General features: G+C 69.2%; 13 protein-coding genes. 9 read left to right on the top strand and 4 right to left on the bottom strand.

All coding sequences use genetic code 11. The features are described from left to right. Nucleotides 1–80: 80 nt before the first annotated feature. The 3 genes from leuA to ACEN9J_RS07345 all read left to right on the top strand — a co-directional run bounded on the left by leuA (nucleotide 81) and on the right by ACEN9J_RS07345 (nucleotide 4,669). Nucleotides 81–1,787, top strand: coding sequence for a 2-isopropylmalate synthase (leuA, locus tag ACEN9J_RS07355; RefSeq protein ID WP_413763700.1), 1,707 nt, complete (start codon nucleotides 81–83; stop codon nucleotides 1,785–1,787). A 50-nt stretch (nucleotides 1,788–1,837) separates the two neighbouring features. Continuing rightward, entirely contained in the window at nucleotides 1,838–3,376 is a 1,539-nt protein-coding gene (locus ACEN9J_RS07350; protein ID WP_057592482.1) for a 2-isopropylmalate synthase, read from the top strand. 117 nt (nucleotides 3,377–3,493) lie between these two features. After that, on the top strand, nucleotides 3,494–4,669 hold the full coding sequence (locus ACEN9J_RS07345) for a serine hydrolase (protein WP_413763699.1): 1,176 nt from the start codon (nucleotides 3,494–3,496) through the stop codon (nucleotides 4,667–4,669). A 97-nt stretch (nucleotides 4,670–4,766) separates the two neighbouring features. Here ACEN9J_RS07345 and ACEN9J_RS07340 read toward each other — a convergent pair whose 3' ends face one another. From ACEN9J_RS07340 to aat, 3 genes are read right to left on the bottom strand one after another with little or no spacing between them, the layout of a single operon-like run. Further along, entirely contained in the window at nucleotides 4,767–5,606 is an 840-nt protein-coding gene (locus ACEN9J_RS07340; protein ID WP_057592480.1) for an IclR family transcriptional regulator, read from the bottom strand. 30 nt (nucleotides 5,607–5,636) lie between these two features. Beyond that, entirely contained in the window at nucleotides 5,637–6,386 is a 750-nt protein-coding gene (locus ACEN9J_RS07335; RefSeq protein WP_203205672.1) for an arginyltransferase, read from the bottom strand. Next, nucleotides 6,383–7,138: a leucyl/phenylalanyl-tRNA--protein transferase gene (aat, locus tag ACEN9J_RS07330; RefSeq protein ID WP_057592478.1), complete on the bottom strand. Its 756-nt coding sequence runs from the start codon at nucleotides 7,136–7,138 to the stop codon at nucleotides 6,383–6,385. The genes ACEN9J_RS07335 and aat overlap by 4 nt, the downstream gene beginning before the upstream one ends. A 257-nt stretch (nucleotides 7,139–7,395) precedes the next feature. Between aat and ACEN9J_RS07325 the strand changes: the two genes are divergently transcribed. Genes ACEN9J_RS07325 through ACEN9J_RS07315 form a run of 3 tightly spaced genes read left to right on the top strand, consistent with a single transcriptional unit; the run spans nucleotide 7,396 to nucleotide 11,138 of the window. Beyond that, nucleotides 7,396–9,705, top strand: a complete 2,310-nt coding sequence (locus ACEN9J_RS07325; RefSeq protein ID WP_064262247.1) for a xanthine dehydrogenase family protein molybdopterin-binding subunit — start codon at nucleotides 7,396–7,398, stop codon at nucleotides 9,703–9,705. A 37-nt stretch (nucleotides 9,706–9,742) separates the two neighbouring features. Continuing rightward, nucleotides 9,743–10,660, top strand: coding sequence for a helix-turn-helix transcriptional regulator (locus ACEN9J_RS07320; protein WP_057592476.1), 918 nt, complete (start codon nucleotides 9,743–9,745; stop codon nucleotides 10,658–10,660). Nucleotides 10,661–10,709: 49 nt separating this feature from the next. Beyond that, nucleotides 10,710–11,138: an SRPBCC family protein gene (locus tag ACEN9J_RS07315; RefSeq protein ID WP_057592475.1), complete on the top strand. Its 429-nt coding sequence runs from the start codon at nucleotides 10,710–10,712 to the stop codon at nucleotides 11,136–11,138. Here ACEN9J_RS07315 and pobA read toward each other — a convergent pair. Next, nucleotides 11,108–12,289, bottom strand: a complete 1,182-nt coding sequence (pobA, locus tag ACEN9J_RS07310; protein WP_261213778.1) for a 4-hydroxybenzoate 3-monooxygenase — start codon at nucleotides 12,287–12,289, stop codon at nucleotides 11,108–11,110. The genes ACEN9J_RS07315 and pobA overlap by 31 nt on opposite strands. 130 nt (nucleotides 12,290–12,419) lie before the next feature. Here pobA and ACEN9J_RS07305 point away from each other — a divergent pair, with 130 nt between their 5' ends. The 3 genes from ACEN9J_RS07305 to ACEN9J_RS07295 are packed head-to-tail and all read left to right on the top strand — an operon-like array spanning nucleotide 12,420 to nucleotide 15,260. Next, the gene (locus tag ACEN9J_RS07305; protein WP_057592473.1) at nucleotides 12,420–13,190 is read left to right on the top strand and encodes an IclR family transcriptional regulator C-terminal domain-containing protein; all 771 of its coding nucleotides are present in this window, start codon (nucleotides 12,420–12,422) and stop codon (nucleotides 13,188–13,190) included. A 55-nt stretch (nucleotides 13,191–13,245) separates the two neighbouring features. Then, nucleotides 13,246–13,905, top strand: coding sequence for a response regulator (locus tag ACEN9J_RS07300; protein WP_057592472.1), 660 nt, complete (start codon nucleotides 13,246–13,248; stop codon nucleotides 13,903–13,905). Nucleotides 13,906–13,910: 5 nt separating this feature from the next. Continuing rightward, entirely contained in the window at nucleotides 13,911–15,260 is a 1,350-nt protein-coding gene (locus tag ACEN9J_RS07295) for an ATP-binding protein (RefSeq protein ID WP_413763698.1), read from the top strand. Nucleotides 15,261–15,314 lie beyond the last annotated feature (54 nt).

The following is a 15,314-nucleotide window of genomic DNA, read 5'->3' as shown; positions in this document are numbered from 1 at the left end:
GCCCGTTCGCACCAGCAACGGGCCGTTTTGTTTTTTGGGGTTGCTGGTTGATTACCAACCATCACAGCAGAGAAATCGACATGTTGAAGCAACCTCAAGCCAAATACCGTGCCTTCGCGCCCATCGGTCTCAAGGACCGCACCTGGCCCGACGCCGTGCTGACCAAGGCGCCGATCTGGCTGTCGACCGATCTGCGTGACGGCAACCAGGCCCTGGTCGAGCCGATGGACATCACGCGCAAGATGCGCATGTTCGAGACCCTGGTCGCCATCGGCTTCAAGGAGATCGAGGTTGGCTTTCCCTCCGCGTCGCAGGTCGAGTTCGATTTCGTGCGCAAGCTCATCGAGGAAGACCGCATTCCCGACGACGTGACGATCCAGGTGCTGACGCAGGCGCGCGACCACCTGATCGCTCGCACCTTCGAGGCCCTGCAGGGCGCCCCGCGCGCCATCGTCCATCTCTACAACGCCGTGGCGCCCGTGATGCGCCGCGTGGTGCTCGGCATGGACGAGGACGGCATCGTCGAGCTCGCCGCCTCGCATGCGCGCATGTTCAACGAGATGGCCGCGAAACAGCCGAGCACGCGCTGGACCTTCCAGTACTCGCCCGAGATGTTCTCGGGCACCGACCTCGCGTTCTCCAAGCGCGTGGTCGATGCGGTCACCGCGGTCTGGGCGCCGACGCCCGAGCGCAAGTGCATCGTCAACCTGCCCTCGACGGTCGAGCACTCCACGCCGAACATCTTCGCCGACATGATCGAGTGGATGCACCGCAACCTCGCGCGCCGCGATGCGATCGTGCTCTCGGTGCATCCGCACAACGACCGCGGCACCGGCACCGCCGCCGGCGAGTTCGCGTTGATGGCCGGCGCCGACCGCATCGAAGGCTGCCTGTTCGGCAACGGCGAGCGCACCGGCAACCTCGACCTCGTCAACGTGGCACTGAACCTCTACACGCAGGGCGTCTCGCCAGAGCTCGACTTCTCGAACATCGACGAGATCCGCGCCACGGTCGAGCACTGCAACCAGATTCCCGTGCACCCGCGCCATCCCTACGTGGGCGACCTGGTCTACACCTCGTTCTCGGGCTCGCACCAGGATGCGATCAAGAAGGCCTTCTCGGCGCGCAAGGACGGCGACATCTGGGACATGCCCTACCTCCCGATCGATCCGAAGGACGTCGGCCGCAGCTACGAGGCCGTGATCCGCGTCAACAGCCAGTCGGGCAAGGGCGGCATCGCCTACCTGCTCGAGAGCGAGTACGGCATCGAGATGCCGCGCCGCCTGCAGATGGAGTTCAGCCAGACGGTGCAGCGCGTGATGGACGTCGCGGGCAAGGAGCTCACGGCCGCGGACCTGTGGCAGCTGTTCGTGCGCGAGTACGGCATCGAGTCGGTACAGGCGCTCCAGCACCGTGTGCTGCAGGAGGAGGGCAAGGGCGGCGCCAACGCCTCGGTGCTTCTGCGCGGCGACCTGGCCTGGAACGGCGAGACCGTGGCCATCGAAGGCCGCGGCAACGGCCCGATCGATGCCTTCACGCACGCGCTGAGCGCCGCGACCGGCCATGCGGTGCGTGTCATCGACTACCACCAGCATGCGATCGGCGCCGGTGCCGATGCCAAGGCCGTGGCCTACCTGGAGCTGCGCGTGGACGAATCGCGCACGCTGTTCGGCGTGGGCATCGACGAGGACACCATCGCCGCGTCGCTGAAGGCGATCGTCTCGGGCGTGGAGCGCGCCAGGGGCAATGGCGCGCACAGCGCACAATCGGAGACCGCGACCGTCTGAACCCCATCCCGCCCGATGCGCCAGGTGGCCAGAAACGAAGGAGAACCACGATGACCGACCAACTCATAATTTTCGACACCACCTTGCGCGACGGCGAGCAGTCGCCCGGCGCCTCGATGACGCGCGACGAGAAGATGCGCATCGCCAAGCAGCTCGAGCGGCTGCGGGTCGACGTCATCGAGGCCGGCTTCCCGGCCAGCTCGAATGGCGACTTCGAGGCAGTGAAGGCGATCGCCAACGCGATCAAGGATTCGACGGTGTGCGGCCTCTCGCGCGCCAACGACCGCGACATCGCGCGCGCCGCCGAAGCGCTCAAGGGCGCGGCGCGCGGCCGCATCCACACCTTCATCGCGACCTCGCCGCTGCACATGGAGAAGAAGCTGCGCATGTCGCCCGACGAGGTGCACGAGCAGGCCCGGCTCGCCGTGCGCTTCGCGCGCAACCAGGTGGCCGACGTGGAGTTCAGCCCCGAGGACGGCTACCGCAGCGATCCCGACTTCCTGTGCCGCGTGCTCGAGACCGTGATCGCCGAGGGCGCGACCACCATCAACGTGCCCGACACCGTGGGCTATGCGATCCCCGAGCTCTACGGCAACTTCATCAAGACGCTGCGCGAGCGCATTCCCAACAGCGACAAGGCGATCTGGTCGGTGCATTGCCACAACGACCTCGGCATGGCGGTGGCGAACTCGCTGGCCGGCGTGAAGATCGGCGGCGCGCGTCAGGTCGAATGCACCATCAACGGCCTCGGCGAGCGCGCGGGCAACTGCTCGCTCGAGGAGATCGTGATGGCCGTGAAGACCCGCAAGGACTACTTCGGCCTCGCGCTGAACATCGACACCCAGCACATCGTGGCCGCGAGCCGCATGGTCAGCCAGACCACCGGCTTCGTGGTGCAGCCCAACAAGGCCGTGGTGGGCGCCAATGCCTTCGCGCATGCCTCGGGCATCCACCAGGACGGCGTGCTCAAGGCGCGCGACACCTACGAGATCATGCGGGCCGAGGACGTGGGCTGGAGCGCCAACAAGATCGTGCTGGGCAAGCTCAGCGGCCGCAACGCCTTCAAGCAGCGGCTGCAGGAACTCGGCGTGACCATGGAGAGCGAGGGCGAGATCAACGCCGCCTTCCTGCGCTTCAAGGAGCTGGCCGACCGCAAGTCCGAAATTTTCGACGAGGACATCCTCGCGCTTGTCAGCGCGGAGGAGGGTGCGAACGTTGGCGAACAGTTTGCTTTCGTTTCTCTCGCTCAGCACAGCGAAACCGGCGAACGCCCCCAGGCGAAGGTCGTCTTCACCGTCCATGGCAAGGAAGTCACGGGCGAGTCGGACGGCAATGGCCCGGTCGACGCTTCCCTCAAGGCCATCGAATCGCACGTCAAGAGCGGCGCCGAGATGGTTCTTTACTCGGTCAATGCCATCAGTGGCTCGACGGAAAGCCAGGGAGAAGTTACAGTCCGGTTACAAAACGCGGGGCGGGTGGTCAACGGCGTCGGGGCGGATCCCGACATCGTTGTGGCGTCGGCAAAGGCTTATTTGAGTGCGCTCAACAAGTTACAGAGCCAAGCTGAGAGAGTGGCGGCACAAGGTTAGGTTTTCGGGCGATCCTTGGTATTCGAATGAAGAAAAGGATGCAAGTAGCTGATATTGCGTGCCTTTTTTGATTTCGATACACTGCGGTCCTCATTCCTGCCGCTGGAGATTTTGTACATGCCCGAAGCCCGTCTCCACCGCGTTTCAAGCCTTCGCACCCTCGCCGTCGCGTTCTGCGTGACGGCTTTTTTGTTGTCCGGCGCCCATGCCGCCAAGAAAGAAAAGGCCGCCCCCGCCAAGACGGCGGCTGTCTCGAAGAAAGCCCGCGGCGCCGCGCCGGTCGAGGTGAAGCGCAATGCCGCGTCGTCCAAGGTTGCCAAGCGTGGCGGCCGTGAAGACAAGGCCGACAAGGTGGTCCGCGGTGGCCGCAACGTGGTGGCCACCCTGCAGAAGAAGAACGGCAAGACCGTGGTGGCCGTGCAGCGCCGCTCGGTGGTCCGTGTCGAGGCGCCGCCGCGCCAGTCCTTCGGCCAGATGGCCGGCCTGCATACCACCGACGACGCGCTCGAGCTCAAGTCGAGCGTCGCGCTGGTGGTCGACCAGGACACGCACGAGGTGCTGTTCAGCAAGAACGACCACGCCGTGCTGCCGATCGCCTCGCTCACCAAGCTCATGACCGGCCTGCTGATCAGCGAGGCCAAGCTGCCGAACGAAGAGCTCATCACCATCACCCAGGACGACGTCGACACCGAGAAGCGCAGCAGCTCGCGCCTGACGGTCGGCACCACGCTCACGCGCGGCGAACTGCTGCACCTGGCGCTGATGTCGAGCGAGAACCGCGCCGCCCACGCGCTGGGCCGCACCTATCCCGGTGGCCTGAGCACCTTCGTGAGCATCATGAACGCCAAGGCGCGCATGCTCGGCATGAAGGACACGCGCTACGTCGAGCCCACCGGCCTGTCGAGCCGCAACCAGTCGAGCGCGCAGGACCTGGCGCTGCTGGTGAACGCCGCCTACGCCGACGCCACCGTGCGTTCGCTGTCCACCTCGCCCGAGTACCAGGTCGAGGTCGGCCGCCGCACCTTGCAGTTCAACACCACCAACCGCCTCGTGAAGAGCCCCGACTGGGACATCGGCGTGCAGAAGACCGGCTACATCTCCGAAGCCGGCCAGTGCCTGGTGATGCAGGCCCGGGTCGCGGGCCGCAAGCTGATCATGGTGTTCCTCGATTCGGCCGGCAAGTTCAGCCGCATCGCCGACGCCGAGCGCGTGCGCCGCTGGGTCGAGGCCACGCATGCGGTTCCGGGTTCGCCGGCCGCCTCGCGCGCCGTGGCGTACCAGATCGCGGGCTGAGCGGGCCCGCCCAAAGACGAAAGCCGGCGGTTGCCGGCTTTTTTCATGGGGGGCGCGAGGAGAGCGGTCAAAGCCCCTGGAAGGCGCCAGGCGCCTCTCAGGCGCCCTCGGTGGAGGCCGACCCCGGCGCGGCCGCTACGGCCCCGCCAGCGGGCGCCACGCCCTGCTTGAAGCCCAGTGCCTCCGAGATCTCGTTCGCGGTCGCCTGCAGTTTCGGCAGCCAGCCTTCGTCGAGCCGGTCGGCCGGTGCCGAGATCGACAGCCCCGCGACCAGCTTGCCCTGGTCGTCGTAGATGCCGGCGGCCATGCAGCGCACGCCGAGTTCGAGCTCCTCGTTGTCGCGCGCGATGCCGTACTGGCGCGCCTTCGACAGCTCGCGCTCGAGCGCCGGCAACTGCGTGATGCTGTTGCGCGTGTGGCCGGCCAGTCCGGTGCGGGTGGCGTAGCTGCGCACCCGCTGCGGATCGTCAGCGGCCAGGAACAGCTTGCCGGTGGAGGTCAGGTGCAGCGCGGCGCGGCCGCCGATGGCGCGCACCACCTGCATCCCCGAGCGCTCGCTGTAGGAGCGCTCGATGTACACGATCTCGTCGCCCTGGCGCATGCTGAGGTTGACCGGCTGCTGCGTGAGCTTGTGCAGCTCGCGCATCGGGCCCAGCGCGGCGTCGCGCACGTTGAGCCGCCCCTTGACCAGGTTGCCGAGCTCCAGCAGGCGCATGCCGAGTCGGTAGCTGCCGGCCTCGGGACGGTCGACGAAGCGGCCGACCGCGAGGTCGTTGAGGATGCGGTGGGTGGTGGAGGGATGAAGCCCCGTCTTTTCGCTGATTTCCTTCAGGGAAATGGCTTCTTCGCGCGAGGCCAGCACGTCGATCAGCGCGAACATGCGTTCGATGACCTGGATGACGGGGGTGGCCGGAATGTCTGAATGGTTTTTTCTCATGGCGCTGTGCGGTGAAGACCGGGCGCCATTTTATCTTGTGAAATCGCTGGCGCGCTGCCAGCGGCCGTCGATCAGCAATTCGTGGGGCGCGAAGCGCGCCTTGTAGTTCATCTTCGGGCTGTGTTCGATCCAGTAGCCCAGGTAGACGTGGGGCAGGCCGAGCTTGCGCGCCTGCTCGATCTGCCAGAGCACGCTGTAGGTGCCGTAGGCCATGCCGTCCTCGGGCTCGTAGAAGGTGTAGACGGCCGAGATGCCGTCGTTGAGCACGTCGAGGATCGACACCATCTTGAGCGCGCCCGCGCTGCCATCGGGCAGGGTCTCGCGGAACTCGACCAGCCGCGAGTTCACGCGGCTTTGAAGCAGGAACTGGGTGTACTGGTCGATGCTGTCGTGGTCCATGCCGCCGCCCGCGTGGCGGCCGTTCTGGTAGCGCAGGTAGAGCTGGTAGTGCTCGGGCACGAAGCACAGCTTGAGCACGCGGGCCTGCAGGTCGGCGTGCTGCTTGACCGCCCGGCGCTGGCTGCGCGAGGCCTTGAAGGCATTGGCCAGCACCCGCAGCGGCACGCAGGCGCGGCAGCCGTCGCAGTACGGGCGGTAGGTGAACATGCCGCTGCGCCGGAAGCCGCTGAGCACCAGGTCCGAGTACGCGTCGTTGTGGATCAGGTGGCTGGGAGTGGCCACCTGCGAGCGGGCCTGGCGGTCCGGCAGGTAGCTGCAGGGATAGGGCGCGGTCGCGTAGAACTGCAGCGTGTGGAGCGGGAGATCCTTGAGGTGCGTCACGTCGGGTGAGAGGGTCGCGCGGACAGGAGTTCGGACCAGTATACGGGCTCGAAACGCCACGCGGGGCCCGTCGCTTCCCGGGCCCGGGCCACGTGCTCGACGAAGCGCGCGCGCGGCATTTCGTGCGCGCCCAGGCTCGCGAGGTGGGCCGTGTTCTGCTGGCAGTCGATCATCCGCACGCCGAAGCGCCGGCACAGGCACACCAGCGCCGCCAGCGCGATCTTCGAGGCATCGGGGCGGCGCGTGAACATCGATTCGCCGAACACGGCGCCGCCGATCGCCACGCAGTAGAGCCCGCCCGCGAGCTCGCCGTCGATCCAGGTCTCGACGCTGTGGGCGTGTCCGGCCCGGTGCAATTCGGTATAGGCGGCGACCATGTCGGGCACGATCCAGGTGCCCGACTGGCCCGGGCGGGCCGAGCCGGAGCAGGCCCGGATGACGGCCGCGAAGTCGTGGTCGATGCGGATCTCGCAGCCCGGCGCCTGCGCGAAGCGCGCCAGCGTCTTGCGCAGCGAGCGGTGGAGCCGGAAGTCGGCCACCTGCAGCACCATGCGCGGATCGGGGCTCCACCACAGGATCGGCTGGTCCTCGCTGAACCAGGGGAAGACGCAGCGGCCGTAGGCGCGCAAGAGAGTATCGACATCGAGCGAGCCGCCGGCGGCCAGCAGGCCGGGCACGGGATCGGCGATTCCCCACGCTGTCGAGGGGTCGGGCAGGGCATCGCCGGGTTCGAGCCAGGGCAGTTGTCGCATGGCCGTAGGTATACACGGCTTGCGCGGCGCATCTTCGTATCGGGGCGAAAAACCGGGCCAACCCGCCGCCGCGTCCCCCTGGTGGCGCCCCTTTCTGGTGCCCTCGCAATGCACTCGTCCAAAGGCGCACACGTTTGCCCAAGCTCACATATAGTGCGGAGCTTCCTTCGAAGAAGCACCCCATGACGGTCCCAGCGCGCCAGCGTTGTGCGCGGGCCCGGTACAAGAGGACCACGTTGACCACAGACCCCAACCCCATGCGTTTCGGCAGCGGCCAGGCCGTGCGCCGGCTCGAAGACCAGAGTCTTCTCTCAGGTGCCGGCCGCTACACGGACGACGTGTCCCTGCCGAACCAGTCCCACCTGGTCTTCCTGCGCTCCCCGTACCCCCACGCGCGCCTCGTCTCGGTCGACACCTCGGCCGCGCTCGCGCTGCCGGGGGTGCTCGCCGTGATCACCGGCGCCGATCTGGCCGCGGCCGGCGTCAAGCCGATGCCCGGCGCCGCCGGCTTCAAGCGTGCCGATGGGGGCGACAGCGCCAGCCCCGCGCGCCATGCCATCGCGCACGAACGCGTGCGCTTCGTCGGCGAGGCCGTGGCCGTGGTGGTGGCCGACACCGTGCAGCAGGCGCGCGACGCGGCCGAAGCCGTGATGGTCGAGTACGAGGAGCTGCCGATGGTGGTCGACCTCGCGGCCGCCACCGCCGAAGGCGCGCCCCAGCTGTGCGAAGCGGCGAGCGGCAACGTCGCGGCCGAGATGCGCCACGGCAGCAGCGAGGCCGCCACGGCCGCCTTTGCCAAGGCCGCCCACGTGGTGGCGCTCGACGTGGTCAACCAGCGCGTGGTGGCACTGACCATCGAGCCGCGCTCGGTGCTCGCGGCGCCCGATGCCGACACCGGCCGTCTCACGATCCGCATGAGCACCCAGATGCCCTCGGGCGTGCGCGATTCGATCTGCGCCGCCATCGGCCTGGCCAAGGACAAGGTCCGCGTGGTGGTCGGCGACGTCGGCGGCGGCTTCGGCATGAAGACCGGGGCCTACCCCGAGGACATCGCTGTGGCCTTCGCGGCGCTGCAGGTGAAGCGCCCCGTGAAGTGGGTGGCCGACCGCAGCGAGGAATTCCTCTCGAGCGCCCATGGCCGCGACATCGAGGCCAAGGCCGAGCTCGCGCTCGATGCCAAGGGACGCATCCTCGCCCTGCGCATCAAGACGCTGGCCAACGTCGGCGCCTATGCCACCGGCACCGGCGTCGCGATCCAGCTGCTGATCGGCCCCTGGGTGCAGACCAGCGTCTACGACATCCAGACCATCGACTTCCACTTCAAGGCGGTGCTCACCAACACCGCGCCCACCGGCGCCTACCGCGGCGCCGGCCGGCCCGAGGCGATCTTCACCATCGAGCGGCTGATGGACGAGGCCGCGCGCCAGACCGGCATCGACCGCATCGAGCTGCGCCGGCGCAACTTCATCCGCCCCGAGCAGATGCCGTACAAGAACCCGATGGCGCAGACCTACGACACCGGCAAGTTCGAGTCGGTGATGGACCAGGCGCTGGGCCTGGCCGACTGGAACGGCTTCGAGGCCCGCGCGGCCGAATCGGCGCGCAACGGCCGCCATCGCGGCCTGGGCATCGCCACCTTCCTCGAGTGGACCGGCGGCAACGTGTTCGAGGAACGCGTCACCGTCTCGGTGCAGGCCGACGGCGTGATCGAGGTGTTCTCGGCCGTCAATGCCATGGGGCAGGGCATCGCCACCTCGCTGGCCCAGCTCGCGGTCGACGCCTTCGGCGTGCCGATCGAGAAGGTGCGCGTGGTGCTCGGCGACACCGACCGCGGCGACGGCTTCGGCAGCGCGGGTTCGCGTTCGCTGTTCACCGGCGGCTCGGCGGTGCGCATCGGCGCCGAACGCACCATCGATAAGGCGCGCGAACTCGCGGCCCAGGAATTCGAGGTGGCGATCGACGACGTGACCTACAGCCGCGGCGCCTTCGCCGTGATCGGCACCGACCTCGAGCTCGACCTGTTCACGCTCGCGGGCAAGCAGCCCGAGCGCGAGATCTTCGTCGACTCCACCAGCACCGTGGCCGGCCCGACCTGGCCCAACGGCTGCCACATCTGCGAGATCGAGATCGATCCGCCCACCGGCGAGATCAGCGTGGTGGCCTACAGCTCGGTCAACGACGTGGGCCGCGTGGTCAACCCGATGATCGTGCGCGGCCAGCTCGAGGGCGGCGCCGTGCAGGGCATCGGCCAGGCACTCTACGAGCAGGTGGTGTACGACCACGAGACCGGCCAGCCCGTCACCGGCAGTCTGATGGACTACGCCGCGCCGCGCGCCGACATCGTCAGCACCATGTTCCACATGGAGATGGACGAGTCGACGCCCTGCAAGAACAACCCGCTGGGCGTCAAGGGCGTGGGCGAGCTGGGCACCATCGGTGCCACGCCGGCCATCGTCAATGCCGTGGCCGACGCCTTCGCGCGCAACGGCCATGCCGCCCGCGCGCCGCGCCTGCACATGCCGCTGAGCCCCTCGCGCGTGTGGCAGGCGATGCAGACGGTCGACTGAGGGCCCGCCGCACGGCCGGTACTGCGGGAGAACCACCATGCTCGTGGTCACCGAACTGCAGACCGAGCCGATCCGGGTCTCGAGCTACCGCTGCGACGCGGGCCCCGATGCCCCGCCTTTCGCCGAGATGCACGAGGGCCATTCGGTCTCGTACGTGCGCAAGGGCAGCTTCGGCTGTCGCACGCGCGGCCATGCCTACGAGCTCGTGGCCGGCTCGGTGCTCATCGGCGCGCCGGGCGACGAGTACGTCTGCACCCACGACCACCATGTCTGCGGCGACGAGTGCCTGGCCTTCCACCTCTCGCCGGGCTTCGTCGAGCTGATCGGCGGCGGGCGCGGCACCTGGCAGGCCGGCGGCCTGCCGCCGCTGCCCGGGCTGATGGTGCTCGGCGAACTCGCGCAGGCCGCGGTCGAGGGCCGCAGCGACCTCGGCCTCGACGAGGTCGGCATGCAGTTCGCCCATCGCTTCGTCGACCTCGTGGAAGGGCGCGATGCGCCGCGGCCCGGAGCGGCCCCCGCGCGCGACCGGCGCCGCGCCGTCGATGCCGCGATGTGGATCGCCGAGGGTTCGCACGAGGACATCGGCCTCGAGCAGGCCGCGGCCGAGGCCGGGCTCAGCGCCTTCCATTTCCTGCGGCTGTTCTCCCAGGTGCTGGGCGTGACGCCGCACCAGTACCTGGTGCGCTCGCGGCTGCGCCACGCGGCACGCCTGCTCGCCGACGGCGATCGGCCGGTGACCGAGATCGCGCTCGACGTGGGCTTTGCCGACCTCAGCAATTTCGTGCGCACCTTCCGGCGCGCCGCCGGTGTCTCGCCGGGCGACTTCCGCCGTGCCGCGCGCGGCGACCGCAAGATTCTCCAAGACCGCCTCGCGGCCTTGCTCGACGATGAGCGTCTGATCCATTCATCGACCAGGAAGCCATCGCCATGCACCACGCCATCGAACTCGAACTGACAGTCCCGGCCCGCGCGGGCCGCCATCCCTGAGCGCGAAGGAGCCCGCCATGGCCACCATCCACCGGGAATTCGAACTCGCCGCGAGCGCGGCGCAGGTCTGGGACGCGCTGCGCGACTTCCGTGCCGTGCACGAGCGGCTCGCGCCGGGCTTCCTCACGGCCTGCCGCATCGACGAGGAGGGCGCGCGCGTCCTCGACTTCTCCAACGGCAGCGTGGCGCGCGAGCTGCCGGTGTCGATCGACGAGTCGCTGCGCCGCATCGCCTACACCGTCACGGGCAGCCGCATGCGGCATCACCATGCGTCGGCGCAGGTGTTCGACGCGGGCGAAGGGCGCTCGCGCTTCGTCTGGATCACCGACGTGCTGCCCGACGAACTCGCGCCCCACATCGCAGGCATGATGGACGAGGGCGCGGCCGCGATGAAGAAGAAGCTCGAGGCCGAGGCTCAGAAGTCCTCGAGCGGCAGCCCGACGTAGTTCTCGGCCAGCGAGGTCGAGGCCGCGTGCGAATGCACGAGGTAGTCGAGCTCGGCCTCCTGGATCTTCTGGCCGAAGGCGCCCGTCTCGGGGAAGCGGTGCATCAACGAGGTGAACCACCACGAGAAGCGCTCGGCCTTCCAGACCCTGCGCAGGCACAGGTCGGAATAGCGGTCGAGCGCCGAGGCCGAGCGCTCGCGGTAGAAGATCTCGAAGGCGCGCGACAGGTAGCCCACGTCGGCGGTCGCGAGGTTCAGCCCCTTGGCGCCGGTCGGCGGCACGATGTGCGCCGCGTCGCCGGCCAGGAACAGCGAACCGAAGCGCATCGGCTCGGCCACGAAGCTGCGCAGCGGCGCGATGCTCTTCTCGAGCGAGGGGCCGGTCACCAGCCGCTCGCGCGCTTCCGGGTCGAGGCGCGCGCGCAGCTCGTTCCAGAAGGCCTCGTCGCTCCAGTTCTCCACCCGTTCCTCGGTCGGCACCTGCACGTAGTAGCGGCTGCGCGTGGCGCTGCGCATGCTGCACAGCGCGAAGCCGCGCTCGGTGTTGGCGTAGATCAGCTCGTGCGACACCGGCGGCACGTCGGCCAGTACCCCGAGCCAGCCGAAGGGGTAGACCTTCTCGTAGGTCTGGATCGCATCGGCCGGCACGCTCGCGCGGCTCACGCCGTGGTAGCCGTCGCAGCCGGCGATGAAGTCGCACTCGATCTCGTGCGTCTGGCCGTCCTTCTCGTAGCGCACGCGCGGCGAGCGTGAATCGAAGTCGTGCAGGCTCACGTTGGCCGCGCTGTAGACGGTGGCCAGGCCCTCGGCCGCGCGCGCTTCCATCAGGTCGCGCGTCACCTCGGTCTGGCCGTACACCGTGACCTGCTTGCCGCCCGTGAGGCCGTGCATGTCGATGCGGTGGCGCGCGCCCTTGAACAGCAGCTCGATGCCCCCGTGCGGCAGGCCCTCGGCCTTGGCGCGGGCGTCGACGCCGGCACGCTCCAGCAGGTCCATCGTGACCTGCTCGAGCACGCCCGCGCGGATGCGCCCGAGCACGTAGTCGCCGCTCTGGCGTTCGACGATGACGTTGTCGATGCCGGCCTTGAACAGAAGCTGGCCGAGCAGAAGGCCGGCCGGGCCGGCGCCGATGATCGCTACCTGGGTGCGCATGTCGTTGTCTCCGAGAAGTTCCGCGAAGCGTAGGGCGCGCGCGCCGCCCTGGCATGCCGGGCGATGCGGCTGTGTGCGATCATGCGAATGGCTGCGCGATGATCGCGCAACTTCCCGCTTCGCCTCACTCATGACCATCGCCAGAGCCGACTTCATCGAGGGCATCGCCAAGGGAATGGCGGTGCTCGAAAGTTTCGACACCGAGCGCCAGCGCCTCAACGCCACCCTGGCGGCCGAACGCGCCGGCCTCACGCGCGCCGCGGCGCGCCGGCACCTGCTGACCCTGGCGCACCTGGGCTATCTCGAGACCGACGGCAGCTACTTCTGGATGGCGCCCAAGGTGCTGCGCTTCTCGGGCAGCTACCTGGCCTCGTCACGCCTGCCGCGCGCGCTGCAGCCCACGCTGAACCGGCTCGCGGCGCAGACCGGCGAATCCTTCTCGGCCGTGGTGCTCGACGGCGAGGAGGTGGTGATCGTGGCGCGCAGCGGCAGCTACGGCACGCCCACGCGCGTGCTGGCCTATGGCCTGCACCTGGGCGCGCGGCTGCCGGCCCATGCCACCTCCACCGGCCGCGTGCTGCTGGCCGCGCTGCCGCCGGCCGAGTTCACGCGCTGGCTCACGGGCCGCCACCTGGCGCGACTCACGCCGCAGACCACCACCCAGGCGCGCGCGCTGCGCCAGCTGGTGACGCGCGCGCGCAAGGAAGACCATTGCTTCGCGAGCGAGGAGCACGAGCTCGGCGTGCAGGCGCTGGCCGTGCCGTTGCGCGACATGCAGGGCCACACGGTGGCCGCGCTCAACGTGGTGCTGTCGGGCGCGCGCTACCAGGAGGAGGCCGTGCGGCGCGACATGCTGCCGCTGCTGTTCGAGGCCGCGCGCGAGGTGCGCGCGCTGCTTTGAACTTCGCCCGATCCGGCTGCCTCGAACCTCGAAACCAGAACTCCAGGAACCCGCCATGCGACTGCTGCTCCTCGAAGACGACGTGATGATCGGCGAAGCCGTGCTCGACCTGCTGCGGGCCGAGCAGTACGCGGTCGACTGGGTCAAGGACGGCGACAGCGCCGAGTCGGCGCTGCGCACCCAGGACTACGACCTGGTGCTGCTCGACCTCGGCGTGCCGCGCCGCGACGGCCTGGAGGTGCTGCGCAACCTGCGCGCGCGCAAGCAGCGCATGCCGGTGCTGATCGCCACCGCGCGCGATTCGATCCAGCAGCGCATCGAGGGCCTGGATGCCGGCGCCGACGACTACGTGCTCAAGCCCTACGACCTCGACGAGCTGCTGGCGCGCATCCGTGCGCTGCTGCGCCGCGCGGCCGGGCGCGCCGAGCCGGTCTACGAACACATGGGCGTGAGCATCAATCCCGCCACCCGCGAGGTCAGCGTGGCCGGCCAGCCCGTGGTGCTGTCGGCGCGCGAATGGGCCGTGCTCGAGCCGCTGCTGGCACGGCCCGGCATGGTGCTCTCGCGCGCGCAGCTCGAGGAGAAGCTCTACAGCTGGAAGGACGAGATCAGCAGCAACGCGGTCGAGGTCTACGTGCACGGCCTGCGCAAGAAGCTCGGCGCGGAGCTGATCCGCAACGTGCGCGGCGTCGGCTACATGGTGCCGAAGGCGTGAGCGGCATGAGCAGTTCGATGGACCTGGTCGCGCGGATGACCGGCTCGCTGCGCGCGCGCCTGCTTTGGTTCCTGCTCGCGGCCATCGTGCTGGCGGCCGGCGCGCAGGCGCTGGTGGCCTACCGCACCGTGCTCAAGGAGGCCGACGAGATCTTCGACTACCACATGCAGCAGATGGCGCTCTCGTTGCGCGCAGGCCTGCCGCCCAGCGCGGCGGTGGGCGGCCTCGGCGGCGCCGAGCAGAACTTCGATTTCGTGGTGCAGGTCTGGACCGCCGACGGCGTGCGCATCTTCGAGTCGGCCGACCAGGCCGCGCTGCCGCAGCTCGCGGTACTGGGCTTCGCCGACGTGCGCGCGCGCGGCACCACCTACCGCGTGTTCTCGATGCAGACGCGCGGGCTGGTGATCCAGGTGGCGCAGGACATGGCGGCGCGCCAGCACATGGCCGGCACCCTGGCGCTGCGCACTGTCGCGCCGGTGGCGCTGATGGCGCCGCTGCTGATGCTGGTCGTGTGGTGGGTGGTGAGCCGCTCGCTCGCGCCGGTGGCGCGCGTGCGCACCCAGGTGGCCTCGCGCCAGGCCGACGATCTCTCGCCCGTGAGCGAGGAGAAGCTGCCCGACGAGGTACGGCCGCTGGTGCAGGAGCTCAACCTGCTGTTCGACCGCGTGCGGCAGGCCTTCGAGGCGCAGAAGCACTTCGTGGCCGACGCGGCGCACGAGCTGCGTTCGCCGCTGGCCGCACTCAAGCTGCAGGTGCAGGGCCTGCAGCGCGCCAGCGACGACGGCGCGCGCGAGCTCGCCATCGGCCGATTGGTGGCGGGCATCGACCGCGCGACGCGGCTGGTCGAGCAGATGCTCGCGCTCGCGCGCCACGAGGCCAGCATGGCTGCGGGCGCGCCGCCCGAGCCGGTGGCGCTCGCGGAGGTGGCGCGGCTGGCCGTGTCGGATGCCGTGGCCGCGGCCCAGGCGCGGCGCATCGACATCGGCATCGCGCGCGCCGACGAGGGCGCCACGGTGAAGGGTCAGTCCGAGGCGCTGCGCATGTTGCTGCGCAACCTGCTCGAGAACGCCGTGAAGTACACGCCCGAGGAAGGCCGCGTCGACATCGCGATCGCGCGCCTGGACGACGCGGTCGAGCTCAGCGTCGACGACAGCGGCCCGGGCCTGCCGCCCACCGAGCGCGAGCGCGTGCTCGACCGCTTCTACCGCTCGGGCGAGCCGCAGGCGCCGGGCAGCGGACTCGGTCTCTCGATCGTCAAGTCGATCGCCGAGCTGCATGGCGCGAGCGTGGCGCTCGATGCCTCGCCGAGCCTGGGCGGGCTGCGGGTGGTGGTGCGCTTTCCGACGCGGGCCTGAGGGGTCGTCGCCGGAATTTCCCTTTAAGCGGCGCTTAAGTCAGCGCAACGACAT

The sequence above is a fragment of the Variovorax sp. Varisp41 genome (assembly GCF_047325085.1).
Taxonomy (GTDB): Bacteria; Pseudomonadota; Gammaproteobacteria; order Burkholderiales; family Burkholderiaceae_C; genus Variovorax.
The sequence above is the reverse complement of the archived record's forward strand: the minus strand, read 5'-3'. Positions and strand labels throughout refer to the sequence as shown.

Bases quoted from the DNA above. Each gene is read 5' to 3' on its own strand.
- ACEN9J_RS07315 (WP_057592475.1), top strand. From the start codon at position 10,710: ATGGCCACCATCCACCGGGAATTCGAACTCGCCGCGAGCGCGGCGCAG.
- ACEN9J_RS07325 (WP_064262247.1), top strand. From the start codon at position 7,396: ATGCGTTTCGGCAGCGGCCAGGCCGTGCGCCGGCTCGAAGACCAGAGT.
- ACEN9J_RS07300 (WP_057592472.1), top strand. From the start codon at position 13,246: ATGCGACTGCTGCTCCTCGAAGACGACGTGATGATCGGCGAAGCCGTG.
- pobA (WP_261213778.1), bottom strand. From the start codon at position 12,289: ATGCGCACCCAGGTAGCGATCATCGGCGCCGGCCCGGCCGGCCTTCTG.
- ACEN9J_RS07320 (WP_057592476.1), top strand. From the start codon at position 9,743: ATGCTCGTGGTCACCGAACTGCAGACCGAGCCGATCCGGGTCTCGAGC.
- leuA (WP_413763700.1), top strand. From the start codon at position 81: ATGTTGAAGCAACCTCAAGCCAAATACCGTGCCTTCGCGCCCATCGGT.
- ACEN9J_RS07305 (WP_057592473.1), top strand. From the start codon at position 12,420: ATGACCATCGCCAGAGCCGACTTCATCGAGGGCATCGCCAAGGGAATG.
- ACEN9J_RS07295 (WP_413763698.1), top strand. From the start codon at position 13,911: ATGAGCAGTTCGATGGACCTGGTCGCGCGGATGACCGGCTCGCTGCGC.
- aat (WP_057592478.1), bottom strand. From the start codon at position 7,138: ATGCGACAACTGCCCTGGCTCGAACCCGGCGATGCCCTGCCCGACCCC.
- ACEN9J_RS07340 (WP_057592480.1), bottom strand. From the start codon at position 5,606: ATGAGAAAAAACCATTCAGACATTCCGGCCACCCCCGTCATCCAGGTC.
- ACEN9J_RS07345 (WP_413763699.1), top strand. From the start codon at position 3,494: ATGCCCGAAGCCCGTCTCCACCGCGTTTCAAGCCTTCGCACCCTCGCC.
- ACEN9J_RS07350 (WP_057592482.1), top strand. From the start codon at position 1,838: ATGACCGACCAACTCATAATTTTCGACACCACCTTGCGCGACGGCGAG.